The organism is Paraburkholderia fungorum, assembly GCF_900099835.1.
GTDB lineage: Bacteria > Pseudomonadota > Gammaproteobacteria > Burkholderiales > Burkholderiaceae > Paraburkholderia > Paraburkholderia fungorum_A.
The window spans coordinates 2,491,858-2,513,829 of sequence record NZ_FNKP01000001.1 but is presented as its reverse complement, the minus strand read 5'-3'; the positions used below and the strand labels follow the sequence as shown (position 1 = coordinate 2,513,829).

Here is a 21,972-nt window from a genome sequence, read left to right as displayed (position 1 = left end):
TCTCAATGCCGTTGATCAGCAGCGGGCGTCACACCCTGTGAGAGTGCGTCGGCGACGAAAAGTTGCGCCACATCGACCGGATCGAATTCGTACCGCTGGTTGCAGAACTCGCAATGAATTTCCACATGTCCGCGTTCTTCGATCACGCCGTCCACCTCTTCGCGGCCCAGCATCTTCAGCATTCCACCGACTTTCTCGCGCGAACACGTGCATTCGAAGCGCGCCGTGGCCGGCTCGAAATGCTGGACGTTTTCCTGCCAGAAAAGGCGCCGGAAAACCGTTTCCGGTTCTTCTTTCAACAGTTCGTCCTGCGACAGCGTGCCGCCCAGCGTGCAAACGCGTTCCCAGGTATCCGCGTCCAGCTCGCCCGGATGCGGGACGATGCCGCCGTCGCCCGGCAGCTTCTGCAGCAGCATGCCGACCGCGCGCTCGGTGTTCGCCGCGAGCCACAGGCGCGTGTCGAGTTGTTCGGAGTGGTGCATGTAGTGCTCGAGCACTTCGGCCATCGAGTTGAGCGGGCCGTCCACGCCCGACAGCGGCACGATACTTTGATACGGCTGTTGGCCCGGATGCTTGTCGGCTGGATCGAGCGTGATCACGCAGCGGCCGTGACCGCTCGCGTTCAGCAATTCGATCATCGAAGCCGTGTCGCCGATGGTATTGGCCGTGTCGCCGGAAAGCTTGGCGGTGGCGCGCATCGACAGATCGGAGCTGCACTGGACCACCAGCATCTTGACCGGGCCGTCGCCGAAAATCTGCATGACGAGCGTGCCGTCGAACTTGAGATTCGCCGACAGCAGTGCGCACGCGGCCATCATTTCGCCCAGAATCGTCCGCACAGGCGCCGGATAATCGCGGCGCGTCAGCACTTCCTGCCACGTATTGCGCAGCGAAACGATCTCGCCGCGCACTGGCGCCGCGCTGAACATGAATTTTTGCAACTGGTCGCTCACAACTTTTCCTCGGTGGAATGACGCGGCTGATGCCGCGCCTTGCGCGCCCCGCGCGTCGGCGGTTAGCCGATGCGTACGAGCTGCGCCTTGAAATATTCGCGGCGCTCGGCATAACTTGCCGTGCCGCGCTGCATATTGGCGATATCCGTCTCGGTCAACTCGCGCACCACTTTGGCGGGCGCGCCGAGAATCAGCGAATTGTCGGGAAACACCTTGCCTTCAGTGACGATGGCGCCCGCTCCGACCAGACAGTTGCGGCCGATTACCGCTCCATTCAAGACCACGGCCTGAATTCCGACCAGTGAACCTTCCTTGATCGTGCAGCCGTGCAGCATGACCTGGTGGCCAATCGTCACGTTCGGCTCGATCGTCAGAGGAAAACCGGGGTCGGTGTGCAGCACGGCGCTTTCCTGCACGTTGCTGCCCGCGCCGACGGTGATCGCCTCGTTGTCGCCGCGAATCGTCGCGCCGAACCAGACGCTCGCGTTTTCCTCGATCGTCACATTGCCGATGATAGTCGCCGTATCCGCGATGAACACGCTCTCGTGAATGGTCGGGGCGGCTTCGCCAAGCTTGTAAATCGTCACAATGTCTCCTCTTGATCAGTCGCTGCTGACGCTGAAATGGGGCGGGGAATGGCCCGGCAGATGAAGCGTGGCCGGGGTTGCCGCGGGATGTGCCGCCTGGCCGGCGCGATCGGCGCGCCGGATGGTCGAATCGGGTATTGTAAACGGTTGTGTGGTTGGGGCTCCTGGTGTAGCGGCGGTCGGTGCGGGTTTGATCTCCTGCCTGCTATCGAGGCGCGTGCAGCGCGAGCACCGTTCTGCGAGGGGCGGGCGGGTTGCAATCGGGCGGTGGCCGCTGAGCGAATGGGCGGGTGCAAGCGTATCGCCGAACTGAGCACCGTTGCGCCCTGTGCGGCGCCTGCGGCTCGCTCCTTTGCCGCGCCTGCTCCCGCTTACTCCTTGTCCTACCTGAAACCCGTTCCCAGCATCGCTGCCATTACCAGCCCGCTTGCCATGACGTTCGCCGCTTCGTCCAACCTGTCTGCCGCCCCTGTCGCCGCCAACCGCAGCTCCCCCGACTGCGCGCGAACTGCCGCGCTTGCCGCGTTGCGCGAGAGCGATCCAGTGACCAAAGCGGCGGCAGCCCGCTCGCTCTACGCCGCCGTGCTCGACGCGCAGATGACCTGTTCCGCCGACGCCGAACTCGACGAGCCGCCCAACCTGCCGGGCCGTCCTGCGCAGCCGGAACTGGTCGATCCGCGTCTGTTAAAGCGGCGCGGCATGCAATCGCCCGAAGGCCGCGCGGTGCTGCTGCACGCGCTCGCGCACATCGAATTCAACGCGATCAACCTTGCGCTCGACGCCGTCTGGCGCTTTCCCGCGATGCCTGCCGCGTTCTACGCCGACTGGCTCAAAGTCGCGGCCGAAGAGGCGTATCACTTCTCGCTGCTCACCGCCCGGCTCGCGGAATACGGCCACGTATACGGCGATTTCCCCGCGCACGACGGCCTGTGGGACATGTGCGAGCGCACCCGCGGCGACGTGCTGGCGCGTATGGCGCTGGTGCCGCGCACGCTCGAAGCGCGCGGACTCGACGCCTCGCCGCCGATCCGCGCGCGACTGCAACAGGCCGGCGACCACGCGTCCGCAGCGATTCTCGACGTAATCTTGCGCGACGAGATCGGCCACGTGCTGATCGGCAACCACTGGTTTCGTCACCTATGCAACAAGAACGGCCTCGATCCGCACACGACCTACACCCGTCTCGCCGATCAGTATCACGCGCCGAAATTGCGCGGGCCGTTCAATTTCGAAGCGCGCCGTGACGCCGGTTTCGACGAGGCCGAACTGGCTGCGCTGGCCGGTCTCGATCTCCAGCAAGCGGTCCCGCCGGCCCGCAGCGACTGAAGCCGGCCGAGACCTGATTCCACGATCTGGCCCCTCGCATCGTCCGGCTATCTCGTTATAATCGAACGACCATTCTTTTTTCGGGGCGCGCGTTCATGAACACTTCCCAATCTGACTTCATCGCCGTGCGCGGCATCCGTCTGCATGTGCGGCGTTGGGGCAATCCGGATGCGCCCGCGCTGTTCATGCTGCACGGCTGGATGGACGTCTCGGCGTCGTTCCAGTTTGTCGTCGATTCGCTCGGCGGCGACTGGCAGATCATCGCGCCGGACATGCGCGGGTTCGGTTTGTCGGACTGGCCGGTGGCCGAGCGGGGCGGCGGCAATTACTGGATGCAGGACTATCTGGCCGATCTCGACGTGCTACTTGATCACTACGCGCCGGGCGGCCAGGTGAATCTGGTCGGGCATAGCATGGGCGCGAACATCGCCTGTCTGTACGCGGGCGTGCGGCCCGAACGGGTGCGCCGGGTGGTCGATCTGGAAGGATTTGGTCTCGCCCCGGCGCACGCGGCTCAAGCGCCCCGGCGCCTGCTCACGTGGCTCGACGAATTGCGCGACCCGCCGCAGTTGAAGCGCTATGTGTCGCTCGAAGCGGTCGCCGCGCGTCTGATCAAGACCAATCCGCGCCTCGCTCCGCAGCGTGCGCAGTTTCTCGCGCAGCACTGGTCGAAGCCCGACGGCGAAGGGCGCTACATGCTGCTGGCCGATCCGGCCCACAAGGTGCGCGGACCGACGCTGTATCGTCTGGACGAGGTGATGGCCGTGTGGGGCAAGGTGAGCGCGAAAGTGCTGCATGTGGAAGCCGCTAATTCGCCGACGCTTGCGGCTATCGCAGGCGAAATTCCGTTGGCCGAGTTCAAGGCGCGTTTTGAGGCGTTCCCGAACTGGCGCGAGAAGATCATCGACGAAGCGGGACATATGGTGCATCACGACCAGCCCGAGCAGATCGCAGCGCTGATCGAAGGGTTTTGCGCGTGAGTGTTCGGCCTACCGGAAACGGCGCGCTTCGCCGGACGTGGACGCGAGATAGCTCTGGGGTCGCTTACTGCGTTGCAGTAAAATGAGTACAGAACCTTTTTGCGACCACGATGAACGCCGACCTGCACTGCCATTCCACTGTTTCCGACGGCCAGTTTTCTCCCGCCGACGTCGCACGCCGCGCACATGCGGGCGGCGTGACCCTTTGGGCATTGACCGATCACGATGAAGTGGGCGGCCAGCTCGAAGCGCGCCGCACTGCCGAGGAACTCGGCATGCGCTACCTGAGCGGCGTCGAAATTTCGGTGACGTGGGCTTCGCGTACGGTGCACATCGTCGGTCTGGGCATCGACCCGACCAACCCGATCCTGATCGACGGCCTCGCTCGCACACGCGACGGCCGCGCGGCGCGCGCCGAGGCGATCGGCGAGCAGCTGGCCACGCTCGGCATCCCCGGCGCTTACGAAGGCGCACTCCAATACGTGTCGAATCCCGACATGATTTCGCGTACGCACTTCGCGCGCTTCATGGTCGAAAGCGGTCACTGCAGTTCCACGCAAGATGTGTTCAACCGCTATCTCGGCGACGGCAAACCCGGTTTTATCGCGCACCGCTGGTCCAAACTGGCCGACGCGGTCGGCTGGATCCAGCAGTCGGGCGGTGAAGCGATCGTCGCGCACCCGGGCCGTTACGCATACTCGCCGGTCGAATTCGATGCATTTTTCGCCGAATTCATCGATCTCGGCGGCAAGGCGATCGAAGTCGTCACAGGCAGCCACACGCCCGATCAGTACCGCGAATACGCGGACGTCGCGCGCCGCTTCGGTTTCGAAGCGTCGCGCGGCTCCGATTTCCACGCACCCGGCGAAGGCCGCGTCGACCTCGGCACGCTGCCGCCGCTGCCTTCCGATCTCAAGCCCGTCTGGGAACGCTGGCTGTGATCGCGCGCCGTGCCACGCCGGCACGTTGCGCGCGAGAGCCGTTCGGGCACGCCGCGTGCGGTTTTTCGTCCTGCTGCACCTCTGATTTCTCGTTTCCTCGCGATCGGACTTTTCGTCCGGTCTTCCGCTCCGTTGCATATCGCAAGTATCGCAACGCGTTTCGTTGTTCCGTCGCCGTTCATCTGTAGCCATTGTTAGACATCATGTCCCAATACTTTCGGCTTCACCCTGACAACCCGCAGCCGCGCCTCGTCAAGCAGGCGGTGCAGATCATCAAGGACGGCGGCGTGGTCGCGCTGCCAACCGATTCGAGCTATGCGCTAGCCTGTCAGCTCGACGACAAGGACGCGGTGGAGCGTCTGCGGCGCATTCGCGGGCTCGACGAAAAGCAACTGCTGTCGCTGCTGGTGCGCGATCTGTCCGAACTGTCGAACTTCGCTATGGTGGATAACCGGCAATACCGGCTGATCAAATCGGTGACACCGGGGCCCTATGTGTTCGTGCTGCAGGCCACCAAGGAAGTGCCGCGGCGCCTGTCGCATCCGTCGCGCAAGACCATCGGCCTGCGGGTGCCGGATCACGCGATCACGCTGGCGATTCTCGAGGAACTGGGTCAGCCGCTGCTCGGCTCCACGCTGATCATGCCGGGCGAAACGCAACCGCTGAACGACCCCGAAGAGATTCGCGAGCGGCTGGAGAAGCAACTGGATCTGGTGATCGACGGCGGTGCCTGTGTGTGCGAACCGTCCACCGTGATCGATCTGACCGGCGCGGAGCCGGTGCTGGTGCGGGCAGGGCGCGGTTCTCTCGCGCCCTTTGGTCTCGAAGAGACGGCATGAGCGGAAGCGGACAGACGCCCGCAACCGCGTTGTTACAATAGTGAGCTATGGATTCTTCCCTGATACAAACCATTGCGGTGTACGCGCTGCCGGTGATTTTCGCGATCACGTTGCACGAAGCCGCTCATGGCTATGTCGCGCGCTGGCTGGGCGACAACACCGCTTATGTGCTCGGCCGCGTGTCGATCAATCCGATGCGGCACATCGACCCGCTCGGCACGATCGCCATTCCGCTGCTGTTGTACTTCGCGACCAGCGGCGCGTTCATGTTCGGTTACGCAAAGCCGGTGCCGGTGGCGTTCGGCAATCTTCGCAATCCGCGTTGGGGCAGCTTGTGGGTCGCTGCCGCCGGTCCGGCGTGTAATTTCATTCAGGCGCTGATCTGGGGTGTGTTCGGCGTGGCGCTTGCGGTACTCGGCGTCGAGGAACCGTTTTTCACGCGAATGGCTGCGGCAGGCGTGGGTGTGAACCTCGTGCTCGGCGTGCTGAACCTGTTTCCGCTGCCGCCGCTCGACGGCGGCCGTGTGCTGATGGCGCTGTTGCCGCCGAAGCAGTCGATCGCGCTGTCGCGTCTCGAGCCATACGGCTTTTTCATCGTGATGGCGCTGGTCATGACGGGGACGCTGACGCGCTATTGGCTCAATCCGCTCGTGACGCTCGGCTACGGCGCGATTACTGCCGTGCTGACTCCTCTCGTTTCGCTTTTCTGACAACCATGTTCCCTGATCGTATCGTTTCCGGCATGCGGCCTACCGGCTCGCTGCACCTCGGCCACTATCACGGCGTGCTGAAGAACTGGGTGCGTTTGCAGTCGGAATATCCGTGTTTTTTCTGTGTGGTCGACTGGCACGCACTGACGACGCACTACGAAACGCCCGAATTGATCGAAAAGAACGTGTGGGACGTGCTGATCGACTGGCTCGCGTCGGGCATCGATCCGGCGCAGGCAACGCTGTTCATCCAGAGCAAGGTGCCTGAGCACGCGGAACTGGCGCTGCTGCTCGGCATGAGTACGCCGCTCGGCTGGCTCGAACGCGTGCCGACCTACAAGGAGCAGCAGGAAAAGCTGAAGGACAAGGACCTGTCCACGTACGGTTTTCTCGGCTATCCGGTGCTGATGGCGGCGGACATTCTGCTGTATCGCGGCTCGCTCGTGCCGGTCGGCGAAGATCAGGTGCCGCACGTCGAAATGACGCGTGAAATCGCCCGCCGTTTCAACTATCTGTACGGCCGGGAACCAGGCTTCGAACAGAAAGCGAACGACGCCGCAAAGAAGCTCGGCGGCAAGCGCTCGAAGCTTTACCACGAACTGCGCAACGCCTATCAGCAGGAAGGCGACGACGAAGCGCTCGAGCAGGCGCGCGCGATGTTGCAGGAATCGCAGAGCCTGTCGATGAACGACCGCGAGCGTCTGTTCGGCTACCTCGAAGGCTCGCGCAAAATCATTCTGGTCGAGCCGCAGGCGATGCTGACGCAGGCGTCGCGCATGCCAGGCCTCGACGGCCAGAAAATGTCGAAGTCGTACGGCAATACCATCGGCCTGCGCGAAGACGCGGAAACCATCACGAAGAAGGTGCGCACCATGCCGACTGACCCGGCCCGCGTGCGCCGCACCGATCCGGGCGATCCGGACAAGTGCCCGGTCTGGCAGCTTCACCAGGTCTATACGAACGAAGCGACCCATGAATGGGTCGAGAAGGGCTGCCGCACGGCGGGCATTGGTTGCCTCGACTGCAAGCAGCCCGTGATCGAGGGCATTCTGCGCGAACAGCAGCCGATGCTTGAACGCGCGCAGAAGTACATGGACGACCCGTCGCTTTTACGCGCGATCGTCGCGGACGGCTGCGACAAGGCCCGCCGGTTCGCGATGGAAACGATGCGCGACGTCCGCGAGGCCATGGGCCTGTCGTACACCTGAGGCGGCGTCCTGTGTCTGCAATGAATACGACTGTTGCCGCCGCCATGCATGGATTGGGCGAGCCTTCGCCGTGGGTGCGCCAATGGGCGCATCTCGTCGCGGCGGGCGGCGCGGTGCTGGATGTCGCGTCGGGAGCGGGGCGGCATGCACGCTTTTTTGCGTCGCGGGGGCATCCGGTGACCGCGCTCGACCGCGACGCGGCTGCGCTCGACACGCTGCGCGACGAGCCGCTCATCGCCACGCTTGCCGCCGATCTCGAAGGCGCCGCATGGCCGCTCGCCGGCGACGCTCGCTTCGCCGCGGTCATCGTGACGAACTACTTGCACCGCCCGCTCTTTCCTCGTCTTTTGCGCTCGCTCGCCCCCGGCGGCGTACTGGTTTACGAGACCTTCGCGCAAGGAAACGAAAGAGTCGGCAAACCTTCCAATCCCTCGTTTTTACTCGCTCCCGGCGAGCTTCTCGACCGGGTCCGCGGCCAGCTTCGGGTGGTCGCATTTCAGGATGGTTTTCTCGCGCAGCCGCGCCCGGCCTACGTCCAGCGGATCTGCGCCATTCGGGAGGCGGAGCACCCAGACGACCCTCTACAGGCACTCCCTTTGCCTTGTTACGAGTTGGCTGGCTAATCCGCTACAATCGCGGTTTACCTGATCAAATTCATGGCGTTTCATGACTAACGGCAACCAAAGCAGCACCACTGACGGCGTTCAGATTCGCGGCAGCATTCCTGCCATCATCACCCCGATGCTCGAAGACGGCAGCCTCGATCTGCCGGCGTTCCGCAAACTGATCGACTGGCATATCGACGAAGGCACGAACGCGCTGGTCGTGGTCGGCACGAGCGGCGAGTCGGCCACGTTGTCGGTCGAGGAACACGTGCTGATGGTCAAGACCGCAGTCGAGCACACAGCGGGCCGGATTCCGGTGATCGCGGGCTCGGGCGGCAATTCCACCACCGAAGCCATCGAGCTCACGCAGCAGGCGAAAGACGTCGGCGCAGACGCGACGCTGCAGGTTGTGCCTTACTACAACAAGCCGACCCAGGAAGGCATCTATCGCCATTTCGCGAAGATCGCCGAAACGGTCGACCTGCCGGTCATTCTGTACAACGTGCCGGGCCGCACCGTTGCCGACATGAGCAACGAAACCATCCTGCGTTGCGCGCAGGTGCCGGGCATCGTCGGCGTGAAGGAAGCGACGGGCAACATCGACCGCGCCGCGCATCTGATCAAGTCGGCGCCCGCGCATTTCGGCATCTACAGCGGCGACGATCCCACTGCGATCGCGCTGATGCTGCTCGGCGGCCACGGCAACATCTCGGTCACCGCAAACGTCGCACCGCGCGCGATGAGCGATCTGTGCAAGGCAGCCCTTGCCGCAGACGCAAAGACCGCGCGTGAGATTCATCTGAAACTCCTGTCGCTGCATAAGAACCTGTTCATCGAATCGAACCCGATTCCGGCGAAATGGGCATTGCAGCAACTGGGTCGTGTGCAGGGCGGAATCCGCCTGCCGCTCACGCCGCTCGACGCGAAATACCACGAAGTGGTGCGCGGCGCGCTGCGCGAAGCGGGTCTGCTGGGTTAAGCGGATTCACCGCGACACATTCCAGCACTACGATAGCCTGCCACCGGCATTCCCTTAACCGACGTCGATCCAGCCCACGTTCCCGGCACACAGAACCAGGCACCGCGTTCCAGCATCACGAAGGACCTCATGAAACGTTCCGCACTTTCCCTCCACGCAACCCGCATGGCGGCGCTGGCGCTTGCCCTGACGACGCTCGCCGGCTGTGACACGCTGAACGACTGGTTTGCGTCGGATCGCGTCAACTACAAGGGCGCGGGCAGCGCTCCGCCGCTCGCTGTTCCGAACGACCTGAGCACGAGCCCGACCGACCAGCGCTACGTCGCACCGCCGGCCAATCTGGCATTGGGCGGCGCGCCCACCCGTGCCGTCACGGCCGCCGGCAATGCGACCGAAGGTCAGCCGAATGCGCAGGACCCGCTCGGCATGCACGTCGAGCGTGACGGCGATCGCCGTTGGCTGGTGGTCGACGGCCGTACGCCGGAACAACTCTGGCCGCAACTGCAGGAGTTCTGGCAGGAGAACGGCTTTGCGCTGAAAACCGATGCGCCGGCTACCGGCATCATGACGACCGACTGGGCTGAAAACCGCGCGAACATTCCGGACGACTGGTTCCGCCGCACGGTAGGCAAGGTGATCGACTTTGCGTATTCGTCGGGCACGCGAGACAGCTTCCGCACGCTGGTGTCGCGCGGCGCGGCCGGCACGACCGACATCTCCATCACGCACAGCGCGATGGAAGAAATGCTGACGGGCCAGGACAAGACGTCGTCGAAGTGGGAAGAGCGTCCGCGCGATCCGGCGCTTGAAGCCCTGTTCCTCGCCAAGCTGATGGAAAAGTTCGGTCTGACCGAAACGCAATCGAAGCAACTGCTGACGGATGCGCATCCGGCTGCCGCTCCGGCCACGATCGACCAGAGCGCGGGTACGTCGACGCTCGATCTGCAGGAGTCGTTTGACCGTGCGTGGCTGCGTGTTGGCCTCGCGCTCGACCGCACCAACTTCACGGTGGACAACCGCGATCGCGCGAAGGGCATCTATTACGTGCGCTACGCCGATTCCATGCAGGAACTGAAGAAGGAAGGCCTGTTCGGCAAGCTGTTCTACAGCGGCAATACGGCGAAGAAGCCGGCTCAGGAATTCCTCGTCAACGTGCGCTCCAAGGGCGACGCTGTGACGCAGGTGGCGGTGCTCGACGCGAACGGTCAGGTCGATAATTCGTCCGACGCGCAGCGCATCGTGTCGTTGCTTCACGCTCAACTGAACTAAGCGAGCCGTGCGGTTCGCCAGTCTCGGCAGCGGCAGTGAAGGTAATGCTTTGCTGGTGGAAGCGCAAAGCGGCGCGACCACCACGCGCGTTCTGCTCGATTGCGGGTTTTCGGGCAAAGAAGTCGAGCGGCGCCTTGCGCGGCTCGGCACGAGCGTCGAAGGTCTCGACGCTATTCTGATCACGCATGAACATAGCGACCACATTGGCAGCGCGCTGACGCTGGCGCGCAAGTGGTCGATTCCGCTTTACATGAGCTGGGGCACCGCCCGCGCGGTGGGTGCCGACGAAGCCGATGTCGATCTGCAAGTGCTGTGGGGCGACGAGGCGGTGTCGATCGGCGACCTCAGCATTCTTCCCTACACCGTCCCTCACGACGCCCGCGAACCGTTGCAATACGTGTTTTCGAATGGTGCGAGCCGGCTCGGCGTGTTGACCGACGTCGGCACGTCCACGCCACATATCAGCACAGTGTTGAGCGGTTGCGACGCGTTGGTGCTCGAGTGCAATCACGATGTGCGGATGCTGGCCGGCAGCCGTTATCCGCAATCGTTGAAGGCGCGCATTGGCGGTAATCATGGGCATCTGAACAACGAAGCTGCCGCTGAAATTCTGGCTTCGCTCGATCGTTCGCGATTGCGTCATCTGGTTGCGGCGCATTTGAGTCAGCAGAACAATCTGCCGGAACTGGCGCAGGCTGCAATGGCGGGAGTGCTGGGCGCCGCGCCCACTGAGGTCGTGATCGCATCGCAGGATGACGGGTTTGCGTGGCTGAGCGTGTAGAAATCGGCTGATCGGTGTGTCTATGCCGCGAGCGTGAGCGACATAAAAAAAGCCCATAACGAGCAATCGTTATGGGCTTTTTTTCGGCTGGCTGGCGCATTGCGCGCCACGCCGGATAAAACTTAGTTGCGGTTGCCGCCGAAAATGCCGAGCAGCGCGAGCAGGTTGACGAACACGTTATACAGATCCAGATAAATCGCGAGCGTCGCGGTGATGTAATTTGTCTCGCCGCCGTTCACGACGCGCTGGACGTCGAACAGGATGTACGCCGAGAAAATCACGATCGCCATGACCGACACGGTGAGCATCAGCGCCGGCAATTGCAGGAAGATATTCGCAACCGACGCGAGGATCAGCACGATCACGCCCATGAACAGCCACTTGGCGAGACCTGAAAAGTCGCGCTTGCTGACCGTTGCAATGGTTGCCATCGACGCGAAGATCACACCAGTGCCACCGAACGCGAGCATGATCAGCGATGGGCCGTTCGAAAAACCGAGCACGAAGCTCAGGATGCGCGACAGCATCAGGCCCATGAAGAACGTGAAGCCAAGCAGCACGAAGACGCCGGCGGAGCTGTCTTTGGTTTTCTGAATTGCGAACATGAAACCGAAAGCGATGGCGAAGAACGCCAGCATGCTCATTGCCGGGCTGGTGGCAGCGAACAGCGAGAAGCCCGTGGCAAGGCCGACCCATGCGCCGAGTACCGTCGGAATCATCGACAGTGCGAGCAGCCAGTAGGTGTTCCGTAGCACACGGTTGCGCGTTTCGGCCGTGCTGACCGCGCCATTGCGGCCAAAGCTGTACGGATGATCGTTCATGGTTTCTCCTTACCTCAGGAAGCGTGTTGCGTGACAGTGGTACAGCGACTTGTGCAGCATTTTTGTGTAGCGTTGGCCGGAATCTTGCGCCGCAAGGCGCGGGCCGTTCAAACCTAAGATTAGTGCGGAAGCAGGGAGTTTCAATACCCTGAAAATGTCTACAAGGCCTACGCTACCAGTATTTTGAAACTCGTGCTGGACACCTTTCATTATTGAAAGGGTTCAATCGCAATCATACACGGGAACATGCTACAATAGCGGATTCATTTGAATCTGTAACCTCTTAATTTTTTGGAGTTTTTATGGCGATCGAACGCACCCTGTCGATTATCAAGCCGGACGCAGTGGCCAAGAATGTGATCGGCCAGATCTACAGCCGTTTCGAAAACGCTGGTCTGAAGATCGTGGCATCGCGCATGGTTCAACTGTCGCGCGCTGACGCAGAGAAGTTCTACGCTGTGCACGCTGCACGTCCGTTCTTCAAGGACCTCGTCGAATTCATGATCTCGGGCCCGGTCGTCATTCAGGCTCTGGAAGGCGAAAACGCAATCCTGAAGCACCGCGACCTGATGGGTGCAACCGACCCGAAGAAGGCGGAAAAGGGCACGATCCGCGCTGACTTCGCCGACAGCATCGATGCAAACGCTGTTCACGGTTCGGACGCAGCGGAAACGGCAGCAGTCGAAATCGCGTTCTTCTTCCCGGAAGTGAACGTCTACTCGCGTTAAGCCGTTTTTTGCCCGGCGGTTCGTGTAGCCGAGTCGTTTTATCGCACGAATCGCCTGGCAAAGTAGTAAGGTAAAAGCAGCAGGAATGGGCGCGAACGGCATTGCGTTCATGCAGCTTGTTGCATGAACGTAGTCTCGCACTGAAATGGCAGGATTCGATATGACGAGCAGTCCAACCGTCAACCTTCTCGACCTCGACGCCCAAGGGCTTGTCGCCTACTGCGACAGCCTGGGCGAGAAGCCGTTTCGCGCCAAGCAATTGCAGCGCTGGATTCACCAGTACAACGCTGCCGACTTCGACGGCATGACCGATCTCGCGAAGTCCTTGCGCGAAAAGCTCAAGGGGCGCGCCACGATCTCGATGCCGGGTATTGTCAGCGACAATATTTCTTCCGACGGCACACGCAAGTGGCTGGTCGACGTCGGTAACAGTAACGCGGTTGAAACCGTTTACATCCCCGAAGAAACGCGCGGTACGTTGTGCGTGTCGTCGCAGGCGGGGTGTGCGGTCAATTGCCGTTTCTGTTCCACCGGCAAGCAGGGCTTCTCCCGTAATCTCAGCACTGGCGAAATCATTGGCCAATTGCGCATGGCCGAATTTGCGCTGCGTGCGTCGCGCGGTCTGGCGGGCGGTCGCGCCAATGGCGGCGACGGCAAGGGTGAGCGTGTCGTCACGAACGTCGTGATGATGGGCATGGGCGAGCCGCTGCTCAATTACGACGCGGTCGTGCCGGCCATGCGACTGATGCTCGACGACAACGCGTACGGCCTGTCGCGCCGGCGCGTCACGCTGTCCACATCGGGTGTCGTGCCGATGATGGATCGTCTTGGCGCAGATCTGCCGGTAGCGCTTGCGGTTTCGCTGCATGCGCCTACCGATCCGCTGCGCGACATGCTGGTGCCGCTGAACAAGAAGTATCCGTTGCGTGAATTGATGGCGGCGTGTCAGCGCTATCTCAAAGTTGCGCCACGCGATTTCATTACGTTTGAATATTGCATGCTCGACGGCGTGAACGACAGCGAAGCGCAAGCGCGCGAACTGCTGGCCGTTACACGCGACGTGCCGTGCAAATTCAATCTGATCCCGTTTAATCCGTTCCCCGAGTCGGGCCTTCTCCGCTCGAAGAACGAACAGATCAAGCGGTTTGCGCAGGTGCTGATGGACGCGGGCGTCGTCACCACAGTGCGTAAAACACGCGGCGATGATATCGACGCTGCCTGCGGTCAGCTGGCTGGTGCGGTGCAAGACCGCACACGCCTTGCTGAACGCACCGGGAAGGCAGCGAAGGTTATCGAGGTTCGCGCCGTGTAATCGCGCGGTATGGAAGGGGGCGGTCGTGATGACTTCACGGGCGCGCAAAAGCCCTTCATGCCTGCGTCGATTGAAAAGAAAGTTTGCAGAAGCGATCGGAAGCGGCACACAAGGCCGCACATTTTGTTATAAACGGTCTGCGATTCGGGCGCGAGGCTTTAGTCCGTCCGGGTTGCACGTAAAGAAGAATCGACGCGAAAGGATTTGGGATGAGTGAGCCGCAGCACCCGCAGCCGCAGGACACAGAGACACACGAAGGCCATCCGGCGCCGGTCGCGCGGGCGGTGGTGCAGCCTGTTGTGCAGCCGGGTATGGATTCGTTGGCGGCAGTTGGCGCGCGCTTGACCCAGTTGCGTGAATCGAAGGGCTGGACGATCGAAGATGTATCGGCGCGCCTGAAAGTATCGGTCGTCAAGTTGCGCGCGCTCGAGTCGGGCGACATCAGCCATTTGCCGGACACGACGTTCGCGCTCGGCGTGGTGCGCAGCTATGCGAAGATGCTCGGCGCCGATCCCGCGCCGTTCACTCAGGCGTTGCGTCGCGAGAAGGGCGTACCTGCACCGGATCTGTCGATGCCGGCGTCGTCGGGTAAAGATTTGCCGCGTGGCAAGGTGTCGTTGTCGCTCGGCGGTAGTGGTCAGAAAAGCCGTTCGTGGCTGTGGGGCGTGGCGGCGGTCGTGGTTGCTGTGATCGCGCTCGCCATGTGGCATACCAACGGCGGCGATTCGTCGGCGTGGCTGGCACGTTTGAAGGCGAGCGCAAACGGGGCGGCGGGTAGTGCGACCGCTGCATCGGGCGCGGTGGTTCAGGGGCAACCGGCAGCTTCCGACGCAGTGGTGGCTCAGGAAGGTGCATCGGCTCCTGATACGCAGGCGGCAGAGGGCAGCCCGGCTTCGGCCGTGCCGATGCCGGCGCCGCTGGGTACGGATAGCGCGCCTTCGTCGGCGCCTGCGGTGACGGCAATGACGGCGGTAACGCCCAAGGCGGGCTCGCAGGCTGCGGCGGCACAAAGCGTGAGTGCGCCTGCCGTAGCGGCAGCAGCTTCTGCAGCGGTCACAGCGGCGCCTGACGCGGGCGAGGCAATCGTCGCGGTGCGCGTCACGCAGGATAGCTGGTTCAGCGTGCGGGATAAAAGCGGCAAGGAAGTGTTTTCCGGCCTCGTCCACGCGGGCGATACCAAAGAAGTGACGGGTACGGCGCCTTTCAAGGTCACGCTCGGCAATAAGGCTGGTCTCGAATCGTTGACACTCGACGGTCAACCGGTCGATCCGTCGAAATATTCGGCGGCCAAGGGTAATGTGGCGCGTTTCGCGCTGCCCTGACAGATATGGTATGCGCCGCGGCCTACCGGGCCGCGGCGCTTTTTCAATTCAGGCGCGACGTCTTTTGTGTGGCGCATGCGGCGTAAATGGGTTTTTCGATGCAATCCGAAGCTCAATCCCAATCCAGTAGCAAGATCGTTTCTAACGAGCCGGTGTTCGGCGGCCAGGCTGCGCGACGCAAGTCGCACGCGGTCGACGTCCGATGGGGCGGCCAGCTCGTCACCATTGGCGGCGACTCGCCAGTACGCATCCAGTCGATGACCAACACCGACACTGCGGACGCGATCGGCACCGCGATCCAGATCAAGGAGCTGGCGCAAGCCGGTTCGGAGCTGGTGCGTATCACGGTGAACACGCCGGAAGCGGCTGCGGCCGTGCCGGCTGTGCGCGAGCAACTCGACCGCATGGGCGTGTCGGTGCCGCTGGTCGGCGATTTTCATTACAACGGCCATTTGCTGTTGCGCGACTACCCGGCCTGCGCGGAATCGCTGTCGAAGTACCGGATCAATCCGGGCAACGTCGGCCACGGTGCAAAGCGCGACACGCAGTTCGCGCAGATGATCGAAGCGGCGGCGAAGTACGACAAGCCGGTGCGTATCGGCGTCAACTGGGGCAGTCTCGATCAGGACCTGCTCGCGAAGATGATGGACGAGAACGCGGCGCGTTCCACGCCTTGGGAAGCGCAAAGCGTGATGTACGAAGCGCTGATCCAGTCGGCTATCGGCTCGGCGGAACGCGCTGTCGAACTCGGCCTCGGGCGCGACAAGATCATTCTGTCGTGCAAGGTGAGCGGCGTGCAGGATCTGATCGCCGTGTACCGCGAACTCGCGCGCCGTTGCGACTTTGCGCTGCACCTCGGTTTGACCGAAGCGGGCATGGGTTCGAAGGGCATCGTGGCGTCGACGGCGGCGTTGTCCGTTCTGTTGCAACAGGGGATCGGCGACACGATCCGTATTTCGCTGACACCGGAACCGGGCGCGTCGCGTACCGGCGAAGTGATCGTCGGTCAGGAAATTCTGCAGACCATGGGCCTGCGTTCGTTCACGCCGATGGTGATCGCGTGTCCGGGTTGCGGCCGTACCACCAGCACGCTGTTCCAGGAGCTCGCGTCGCAAATCCAGACCTATCTGCGCACGCAAATGCCGGTGTGGCGCGACCAGTATCCTGGCGTCGAGAAAATGCACGTCGCGGTGATGGGCTGCATCGTCAACGGTCCGGGCGAATCGAAGCAGGCGAACATCGGCATCAGCTTGCCGGGTTCGGGCGAGAACCCGGCAGCGCCGGTGTTTATCGACGGCGAGAAGGTCAAGACGCTGCGCGGCGAGAACATTGCGCAAGAATTTCAGCAAATCGTGAGTGACTATGTCGAGCGCACCTATGGTCGCGCTGACGCGCTCAACTAAACATCGGCTATCGAAAGACAGATGACTGAACAGAAGAAAAAGCTCGAAAAGCTGTCCGGTGTGAAGGGCATGAATGACATCCTTCCGCAGGAAGCCGGGCTGTGGGAATTTTTCGAAACCACCGTCAAGTCGATGCTGCGTTCGTACGGATACCAGAATATTCGTACGCCGATCGTCGAGCATACGCAGCTGTTCAAGCGCGGTATCGGCGAAGTGACCGACATCGTCGAAAAAGAGATGTACAGCTTCACCGACGCGTTGAACGGTGAAAACCTGACCATGCGCCCGGAAAACACGGCGGCCGTGGTGCGCGCGGCGATCGAGCACAACATGCTGTACGACGGCCCGAAGCGCCTGTGGTACATCGGCCCGATGTTCCGTCACGAGCGTCCGCAACGCGGGCGTTATCGTCAATTCCATCAGGTTGGCGTGGAAGCGCTGGGCTTTTCGGGTCCGGACGCCGACGCTGAAATCATCATGATGTGCCAGCGGCTGTGGGACGACCTCGGCCTGATGGGTATCAAGCTCGAAATCAATTCGCTGGGTCTCGCGGAAGAGCGTGCGGCGCATCGCGTCGAACTGATCGCGTACCTCGAAAAGCACATGGACGTGCTCGACGAAGAAGCGAAGCGCCGTCTCTACACGAACCCGCTGCGCGTGCTGGATACGAAGAATCCGGCCATGCAGGAAGTCGCGCAGAACGCACCGAAGCTGATCGATTTTCTCGGCGACGTGTCGCGTGCGCACTTCGAAGGTTTGCAGCGCATCCTGAAGTCGAACAACATTCCGTTCACGATCAATCCGCGTCTTGTGCGCGGTCTCGATTATTACAATCTGACCGTGTTCGAATGGGTGACGGACAAGCTCGGCGCACAGGGCACCGTCGCTGCGGGCGGCCGTTACGATCCGCTGATCGAACAGCTCGGCGGTAAGGCAACGGCAGCCTGTGGCTGGGCAATGGGCGTCGAACGTATTCTCGAATTGCTAAAGGAAGAGCAACTCGTGCCGGAAGCCGAAGGCTGTGACGTGTACGTGGTCCATCAGGGCGACGCGGCGCGCGAGCAGGCTTTCATCATCGCCGAACGTCTGCGCGATACGGGTCTCGACGTGATCCTGCATTGCAGCGCCGACGGCCAGGCCGCCAGCTTCAAGTCGCAGATGAAACGCGCTGACGCAAGCGGTGCGGCATTTGCGGTGGTGCTCGGCGAAGACGAAATCGCCAACGGCACGGTGGGCGTGAAGCCGTTGCGCGATACAAATTCTAACGGTGGTAAAAGCGAGCAACATAACGTGCCCGCTGAAGACTTGACCGAATTTCTAATCAATGCGATGGTTGCAACCGCCGAAGACGGCGACGACTGATCGCGATGTCGTCGGGCCGGTTGGCTCGACCTGCACATATAGCAAGAAAGAGGAAATCGCCGGGCAATGAGTTACCACGACGAACAAGAATCGATTGAAGGTCTGAAGGCATGGTGGGCGCAGTGGGGCAATGCGACCACATGGATCGTGCTGGTGGCATTGGTTGCAGCAGCCGGCTGGAACGGCTGGAATTTCTGGCAGCGGCGTCAGGCGGCAGAAGCCGCTGTGCTGTATGACCAGGTGCAGCAGGCCGTGGCGTCGGGTGACAAAGCGAAAGTCACGCGCGTCGCCACCGACATGGAAGACAGGTTCAGCCGCACCGCCTACGCGCAGATGACCGCGCTGAGCGCCGCCAAGGCGCTGTACGGCGCGGGCGACGAAGCAGGCGCGAAGGCCCAGTTGCAATGGACGATCGATCACGCGAAGGACGACGAGTTCAAGCAGATCGCCAAATTGCGCATGGCCTCGCTGCTGCTCGACGACAAGGCTTACGACCAGGGTCTCGCATTGCTCGCCGAACCGCAATCCGACGCGTTCAAGGGCATCGTGGCGAATGCCCGTGGCGACCTGCTTGCCGCCCAGGGCAAGCGCGACGACGCACGCGGTGCTTACAAGTTCGCGCTCGATTCGCTGTCGAAAAACGATAGCTCGGCACGTCAGCTGATTCAGTTCAAACTCGACGCGCTGGGCGGCTAATCGTGACTTGCAATGCGTCGCATGCAGTGCTGCGTGCGACGTTTCGCGCAACGATCAACCGGTCTCTTTTAACTAATTCCTGAATGCTTCGTCCACCGATGAATCTGCTGAAACGTTACGCTGTGCCCGTTATCTGTGCGATGACCGTCCTTACCATGGCGGCTTGCTCATCCACGAAAGACGAGCGCCGCGAGCCAACGCCGCTCACCGAGTTCAAACCCGTGCTCGACGTGCAGCAATCGTGGACGGCGAGCATCGGCAAGTCGGGTCGTTATCTGTTCTCGCCGGTTGCGGTCGGCAACGCGGTGTACGCAGCGGGCGCAAACGGCTCGGTTGCGAAGATCGACGCACAAACCGGTAAAGACATCTGGCGCGTCAAGCTGCGCGACGACCTGTCGGCAGGCGTCGGCAGCGACGGCACGCTCACCGCAGTCGGCGGCCTGAAGGGCGATGTCTACGTGCTCGGCGCGGACGGCAAGCAGCTCTGGACCGCAAAGGCGCCGGGCGAAATCATTTCGCCGCCGCTGGTCGGCAACGGCCTGGTGGTCGTGCGTACCGTCGACGGCCAGATCGTCGCGTTCAATGCACAAACGGGCGAGCAGAAGTGGAACTACCGTAACCGCGCGGTGCCGCTCAATCTGCGTGTGTCGTCGGGCATGACGTTCGCGGGCGATGCCGCTGTGCTGGCCGGTTTCCCGGGCGGCGCGTTTGCCGCGATCAACCTGCAAACGGGCGACAGCTACTGGCAGACCCCGGTGTCGTATCCGAAGGGCGTGACGGAAGTGGAGCGCATCAACGACGTGACCGGTCCGCCTACGCTGGTCGGTTCGCAAACTTGCGCGGTGACGTTCCAGGGCCAGATTGGCTGTTTCGATGCTAATTCGGGTCGTGCGTTGTGGGAAAAGGCTTTCTCGAGTTCGAGTGGTCTGGCTCAGGACGACCGCGTTGCCGTGGCGGCTGACGACTGGTCGGTCGTGTCGGCATTCGACGTGAACACCGGTTCGCAATTGTGGAAAAACGACAAGCTGAAGAACCGCGCACTCGGCGTGCCGTTCCTGTTGGGCCGTGCGGCTGTTCTCGGTGACTACCAGGGCTTCGTGCACTTCCTGTCGGCCGAAGATGGCGCGCTGGTCGCACGCATGAAGACCGATGGCAGCGCGATCACGTCAGCTCCGGTACTGGCCGGTGACACGCTCGTCGTGCAAACGAGCGACGGTGGTCTGTACGGTTTCCGCCCGCGCTAATCGCGCAGGTTGATCGTTGTCAGGCGCGCAGGCCGGCTTCGCCGGCCGCGCGCGTTTTTGCTGGTTTTAGTTTTGAGTCGAGTTTTTGTAGAGCTTCCTTAGTCACGCAGAGCAAAGAGTAGAGAAATTCCGCCGGACTGGCTGGTCCGGCAAGTCGGATCAGGAACGGCCCACGTGGCCACCGGTGGCTGCTTGCGGCGCCACCGTCGGCGGCACGCAGAGAATCTGCAATCGAACTGGCCTGCAAGCCGTCGAGCAAGAAAGACTGAATCTGGCGGCCCTCAGGCGCCGCCCATACAGCCAAACCCCCGTCCGCCCGGTTGCGCATATCGACAGCACATCCGGGGCCGGTCGAATTCGTGATAATTTTCGTCAAACGCTGCCGTGTAGCGGCCGCATGGCGTCGCTACGCGGGCGGTCGATTTCGATCCCGCGTTTCACCGTGAACAACATCTGATGAAACCCGTTATTGCCCTTGTTGGGCGCCCCAATGTGGGGAAATCCACGCTATTCAACCGTCTCACACGTTCGCGTGATGCGCTGGTTGCCGACTTGCCCGGTCTCACGCGCGATCGCCACTACGGCGAAGGACGCGCTGGCGACAGGCCGTATCTGGTCGTCGACACCGGTGGTTTCGAGCCGGTCGCCAAAGAAGGCATCCTGCACGAGATGGCGCGTCAAACCCGCCAGGCGGTCGAGGAATCCGACATCGTCGTGTTCATCGTCGACGGTCGCAATGGGCTCGCGCCGCAAGATAAGACCATCGCCGATTATCTGCGCAAGGTCGGCCGGCCGATTTTCCTGGTCGTCAACAAGGCGGAGGGCATGAAGTACTCGAATGTCGCCGCCGACTTCTACGAACTTGGTCTCGGCGACCCGCGCGCGATTTCGGCAGCGCACGGCGACGGCGTCACGGAAATGATCAACGAGGCGCTCGGTGTTGCCTACGCCGGTCAGCCGGAAGAGAGCGACGACGAGAAAGAAGCGCGTGGCGTGAAGATCGCGATCGTCGGTCGTCCGAACGTTGGTAAGTCGACGCTGATTAATGCGCTGGTCGGCGAAGAACGCGTGATCGCGTTCGACATGCCAGGCACTACGCGCGATTCGATCTACGTCGACTTCGAGCGTCAAGGCAAACCGTACACGTTGATCGACACGGCTGGTTTGCGCCGTCGCGGCAAGGTGTTCGAAGCGATCGAGAAATTTTCGGTGGTGAAAACGCTGCAGTCGATCTCCGACGCGAACGTCGTGATCCTGCTGCTCGACGCGCGCCAGGACATTTCGGAACAGGACGCGCACATTGCCGGTTTCGTCGTGGAACAAGGGCGCGCGCTGGTCGTTGGCGTGAACAAATGGGACGGTCTTGATTCGCATGTGCGCGACCGCACCAAAGCCGACCTCGAGCGCAAACTAAAATTTCTGGACTTTGCCAAATTCCATTTCATTTCCGCACAGGAAAAGAGCGGGATTGGGCCGCTGATGCGCTCGGTCGACGACGCGTACGCAGCGGCAATGGCCAAGCTGCCGACGCCGAAGCTGACGCGCGCATTGATCGACGCTGTTGAATTCCAGCAGCCGCGCCGACGTGGTCCGGTGCGCCCGAAACTGCGTTATGCCCACCAGGGTGGACAGAATCCGCCGGTCATCGTGATTCACGGCAACGCACTTGATGCAATCACCGAAACGTATAAACGCTACCTCGAAAACCGCTTCCGGGAAACTTTCAAGCTGGTTGGGACTCCATTGCGCATAGAGTTCAGATCATCGACGAACCCTTACGCGGATAAAGGCTGAAACCCGCGTGTGTGCTGGGTTTGGCCGCTTAGGCCATGCCCTCGCGCAAAAACGAAAATCGGCTATAGTGTAGCGGTTGATGGCGGATCTCTTTTTCCTTCGTCGTCAATTT

Annotated in this window: 22 protein-coding genes; 18 read left to right on the top strand and 4 right to left on the bottom strand. The window is 62.0% G+C overall.

Going from position 1 to position 21,972, the window contains the following annotated elements; all coding sequences use genetic code 11:
• Positions 1-2: 2 nt before the first annotated feature.
• Positions 3-953, bottom strand: a complete 951-nt coding sequence (gene hslO, locus BLS41_RS11030; RefSeq protein ID WP_074764382.1) for an Hsp33 family molecular chaperone HslO — start codon at positions 951-953, stop codon at positions 3-5.
• Positions 954-1,015: 62 nt separating this feature from the next.
• Positions 1,016-1,540 (bottom strand): gamma carbonic anhydrase family protein, encoded by a 525-nt coding sequence (locus BLS41_RS11025; protein ID WP_074764380.1) that lies wholly within the window; start codon positions 1,538-1,540, stop codon positions 1,016-1,018.
• A 432-nt stretch (positions 1,541-1,972) separates the two neighbouring features.
• Between BLS41_RS11025 and BLS41_RS11020 the strand changes: the two genes are divergently transcribed.
• From BLS41_RS11020 to BLS41_RS10975, 10 genes are all read left to right on the top strand, one after another.
• The gene (locus BLS41_RS11020) at positions 1,973-2,866 is read left to right on the top strand and encodes a ferritin-like domain-containing protein (RefSeq protein ID WP_074764378.1); all 894 of its coding nucleotides are present in this window, start codon (positions 1,973-1,975) and stop codon (positions 2,864-2,866) included.
• A gap of 95 nt (positions 2,867-2,961) precedes the next feature.
• Entirely contained in the window at positions 2,962-3,846 is an 885-nt protein-coding gene (locus BLS41_RS11015) for an alpha/beta fold hydrolase (protein WP_074764376.1), read from the top strand.
• Positions 3,847-3,956: 110 nt separating this feature from the next.
• Positions 3,957-4,787 (top strand): 3',5'-nucleoside bisphosphate phosphatase, encoded by an 831-nt coding sequence (locus BLS41_RS11010; protein ID WP_074764374.1) that lies wholly within the window; start codon positions 3,957-3,959, stop codon positions 4,785-4,787.
• 203 nt (positions 4,788-4,990) lie between these two features.
• On the top strand, positions 4,991-5,626 hold the full coding sequence (locus BLS41_RS11005) for an L-threonylcarbamoyladenylate synthase (RefSeq protein WP_074764372.1): 636 nt from the start codon (positions 4,991-4,993) through the stop codon (positions 5,624-5,626).
• Between the two features lie 47 nt (positions 5,627-5,673).
• The gene (locus BLS41_RS11000; RefSeq protein WP_074764370.1) at positions 5,674-6,336 is read left to right on the top strand and encodes a site-2 protease family protein; all 663 of its coding nucleotides are present in this window, start codon (positions 5,674-5,676) and stop codon (positions 6,334-6,336) included.
• Positions 6,337-6,341: 5 nt separating this feature from the next.
• Positions 6,342-7,544 carry a tryptophan--tRNA ligase gene (locus tag BLS41_RS10995; protein ID WP_074764368.1) on the top strand — a complete coding sequence of 401 codons (1,203 nt, stop codon included), beginning with the start codon at positions 6,342-6,344 and terminating at the stop codon, positions 7,542-7,544.
• 20 nt (positions 7,545-7,564) lie between these two features.
• Entirely contained in the window at positions 7,565-8,167 is a 603-nt protein-coding gene (locus tag BLS41_RS10990) for a class I SAM-dependent methyltransferase (protein ID WP_074764366.1), read from the top strand.
• Between the two features lie 43 nt (positions 8,168-8,210).
• A complete protein-coding gene (gene dapA / locus BLS41_RS10985) occupies positions 8,211-9,128 on the top strand; it encodes a 4-hydroxy-tetrahydrodipicolinate synthase (protein ID WP_074764364.1) in 918 nt (305 codons plus the stop codon).
• Positions 9,129-9,257: 129 nt separating this feature from the next.
• Positions 9,258-10,397, top strand: coding sequence for an outer membrane protein assembly factor BamC (gene bamC, locus BLS41_RS10980; RefSeq protein ID WP_074764362.1), 1,140 nt, complete (start codon positions 9,258-9,260; stop codon positions 10,395-10,397).
• Between the two features lie 7 nt (positions 10,398-10,404).
• Positions 10,405-11,178 (top strand): MBL fold metallo-hydrolase, encoded by a 774-nt coding sequence (locus BLS41_RS10975; RefSeq protein ID WP_074764360.1) that lies wholly within the window; start codon positions 10,405-10,407, stop codon positions 11,176-11,178.
• 122 nt (positions 11,179-11,300) lie between these two features.
• Here the strand turns inward: BLS41_RS10975 and BLS41_RS10970 are convergent, their stop codons facing one another.
• Complete coding sequence (locus BLS41_RS10970; protein WP_074764357.1) at positions 11,301-11,999, bottom strand: Bax inhibitor-1/YccA family protein; 699 nt, start codon at positions 11,997-11,999, stop codon at positions 11,301-11,303.
• Between the two features lie 302 nt (positions 12,000-12,301).
• Here BLS41_RS10970 and ndk point away from each other — a divergent pair, with 302 nt between their 5' ends.
• From ndk to bamB, 7 genes are all read left to right on the top strand, one after another.
• Positions 12,302-12,727: a nucleoside-diphosphate kinase gene (gene ndk / locus BLS41_RS10965; protein WP_074764355.1), complete on the top strand. Its 426-nt coding sequence runs from the start codon at positions 12,302-12,304 to the stop codon at positions 12,725-12,727.
• A gap of 160 nt (positions 12,728-12,887) precedes the next feature.
• Entirely contained in the window at positions 12,888-14,039 is a 1,152-nt protein-coding gene (gene rlmN / locus BLS41_RS10960; protein WP_074766462.1) for a dual-specificity RNA methyltransferase RlmN, read from the top strand.
• Positions 14,040-14,248: 209 nt separating this feature from the next.
• Positions 14,249-15,361, top strand: a complete 1,113-nt coding sequence (locus BLS41_RS10955) for a helix-turn-helix domain-containing protein (RefSeq protein WP_074764353.1) — start codon at positions 14,249-14,251, stop codon at positions 15,359-15,361.
• Positions 15,362-15,447: 86 nt separating this feature from the next.
• Complete coding sequence (ispG, locus tag BLS41_RS10950) at positions 15,448-16,764, top strand: flavodoxin-dependent (E)-4-hydroxy-3-methylbut-2-enyl-diphosphate synthase (RefSeq protein WP_074764351.1); 1,317 nt, start codon at positions 15,448-15,450, stop codon at positions 16,762-16,764.
• 21 nt (positions 16,765-16,785) lie between these two features.
• Entirely contained in the window at positions 16,786-18,126 is a 1,341-nt protein-coding gene (hisS, locus tag BLS41_RS10945; RefSeq protein WP_074764349.1) for a histidine--tRNA ligase, read from the top strand.
• A 66-nt stretch (positions 18,127-18,192) separates the two neighbouring features.
• Entirely contained in the window at positions 18,193-18,822 is a 630-nt protein-coding gene (locus tag BLS41_RS10940; RefSeq protein WP_074764346.1) for a YfgM family protein, read from the top strand.
• Between the two features lie 98 nt (positions 18,823-18,920).
• Positions 18,921-20,066 carry an outer membrane protein assembly factor BamB gene (gene bamB / locus BLS41_RS10935; protein ID WP_074766460.1) on the top strand — a complete coding sequence of 382 codons (1,146 nt, stop codon included), beginning with the start codon at positions 18,921-18,923 and terminating at the stop codon, positions 20,064-20,066.
• Positions 20,067-20,085: 19 nt separating this feature from the next.
• On the opposite strand, the gene BLS41_RS38325 is transcribed toward bamB, so the two are convergent.
• Positions 20,086-20,442, bottom strand: coding sequence for a hypothetical protein (locus BLS41_RS38325; protein ID WP_143026242.1), 357 nt, complete (start codon positions 20,440-20,442; stop codon positions 20,086-20,088).
• A gap of 80 nt (positions 20,443-20,522) precedes the next feature.
• On the opposite strand from BLS41_RS38325, the gene der reads away from it, so the two are divergent.
• Positions 20,523-21,860, top strand: coding sequence for a ribosome biogenesis GTPase Der (gene der / locus BLS41_RS10930; RefSeq protein ID WP_074764344.1), 1,338 nt, complete (start codon positions 20,523-20,525; stop codon positions 21,858-21,860).
• Positions 21,861-21,972 lie beyond the last annotated feature (112 nt).

Coding starts and splice junctions, on each gene's coding strand:
- BLS41_RS11020 (WP_074764378.1), top strand. CDS start 1,973: ATGACGTTCGCCGCTTCGTCCAACCTGTCTGCCGCCCCTGTCGCCGCC.
- BLS41_RS11015 (WP_074764376.1), top strand. CDS start 2,962: ATGAACACTTCCCAATCTGACTTCATCGCCGTGCGCGGCATCCGTCTG.
- BLS41_RS11010 (WP_074764374.1), top strand. CDS start 3,957: ATGAACGCCGACCTGCACTGCCATTCCACTGTTTCCGACGGCCAGTTT.
- BLS41_RS11005 (WP_074764372.1), top strand. CDS start 4,991: ATGTCCCAATACTTTCGGCTTCACCCTGACAACCCGCAGCCGCGCCTC.
- BLS41_RS11000 (WP_074764370.1), top strand. CDS start 5,674: ATGGATTCTTCCCTGATACAAACCATTGCGGTGTACGCGCTGCCGGTG.
- BLS41_RS10995 (WP_074764368.1), top strand. CDS start 6,342: ATGTTCCCTGATCGTATCGTTTCCGGCATGCGGCCTACCGGCTCGCTG.
- BLS41_RS10990 (WP_074764366.1), top strand. CDS start 7,565: ATGAATACGACTGTTGCCGCCGCCATGCATGGATTGGGCGAGCCTTCG.
- dapA (WP_074764364.1), top strand. CDS start 8,211: ATGACTAACGGCAACCAAAGCAGCACCACTGACGGCGTTCAGATTCGC.
- bamC (WP_074764362.1), top strand. CDS start 9,258: ATGAAACGTTCCGCACTTTCCCTCCACGCAACCCGCATGGCGGCGCTG.
- BLS41_RS10970 (WP_074764357.1), bottom strand. CDS start 11,999: ATGAACGATCATCCGTACAGCTTTGGCCGCAATGGCGCGGTCAGCACG.
- ndk (WP_074764355.1), top strand. CDS start 12,302: ATGGCGATCGAACGCACCCTGTCGATTATCAAGCCGGACGCAGTGGCC.
- rlmN (WP_074766462.1), top strand. CDS start 12,888: ATGACGAGCAGTCCAACCGTCAACCTTCTCGACCTCGACGCCCAAGGG.
- BLS41_RS10955 (WP_074764353.1), top strand. CDS start 14,249: ATGAGTGAGCCGCAGCACCCGCAGCCGCAGGACACAGAGACACACGAA.
- ispG (WP_074764351.1), top strand. CDS start 15,448: ATGGGTTTTTCGATGCAATCCGAAGCTCAATCCCAATCCAGTAGCAAG.
- hisS (WP_074764349.1), top strand. CDS start 16,786: ATGACTGAACAGAAGAAAAAGCTCGAAAAGCTGTCCGGTGTGAAGGGC.
- BLS41_RS10940 (WP_074764346.1), top strand. CDS start 18,193: ATGAGTTACCACGACGAACAAGAATCGATTGAAGGTCTGAAGGCATGG.
- bamB (WP_074766460.1), top strand. CDS start 18,921: ATGAATCTGCTGAAACGTTACGCTGTGCCCGTTATCTGTGCGATGACC.
- der (WP_074764344.1), top strand. CDS start 20,523: ATGAAACCCGTTATTGCCCTTGTTGGGCGCCCCAATGTGGGGAAATCC.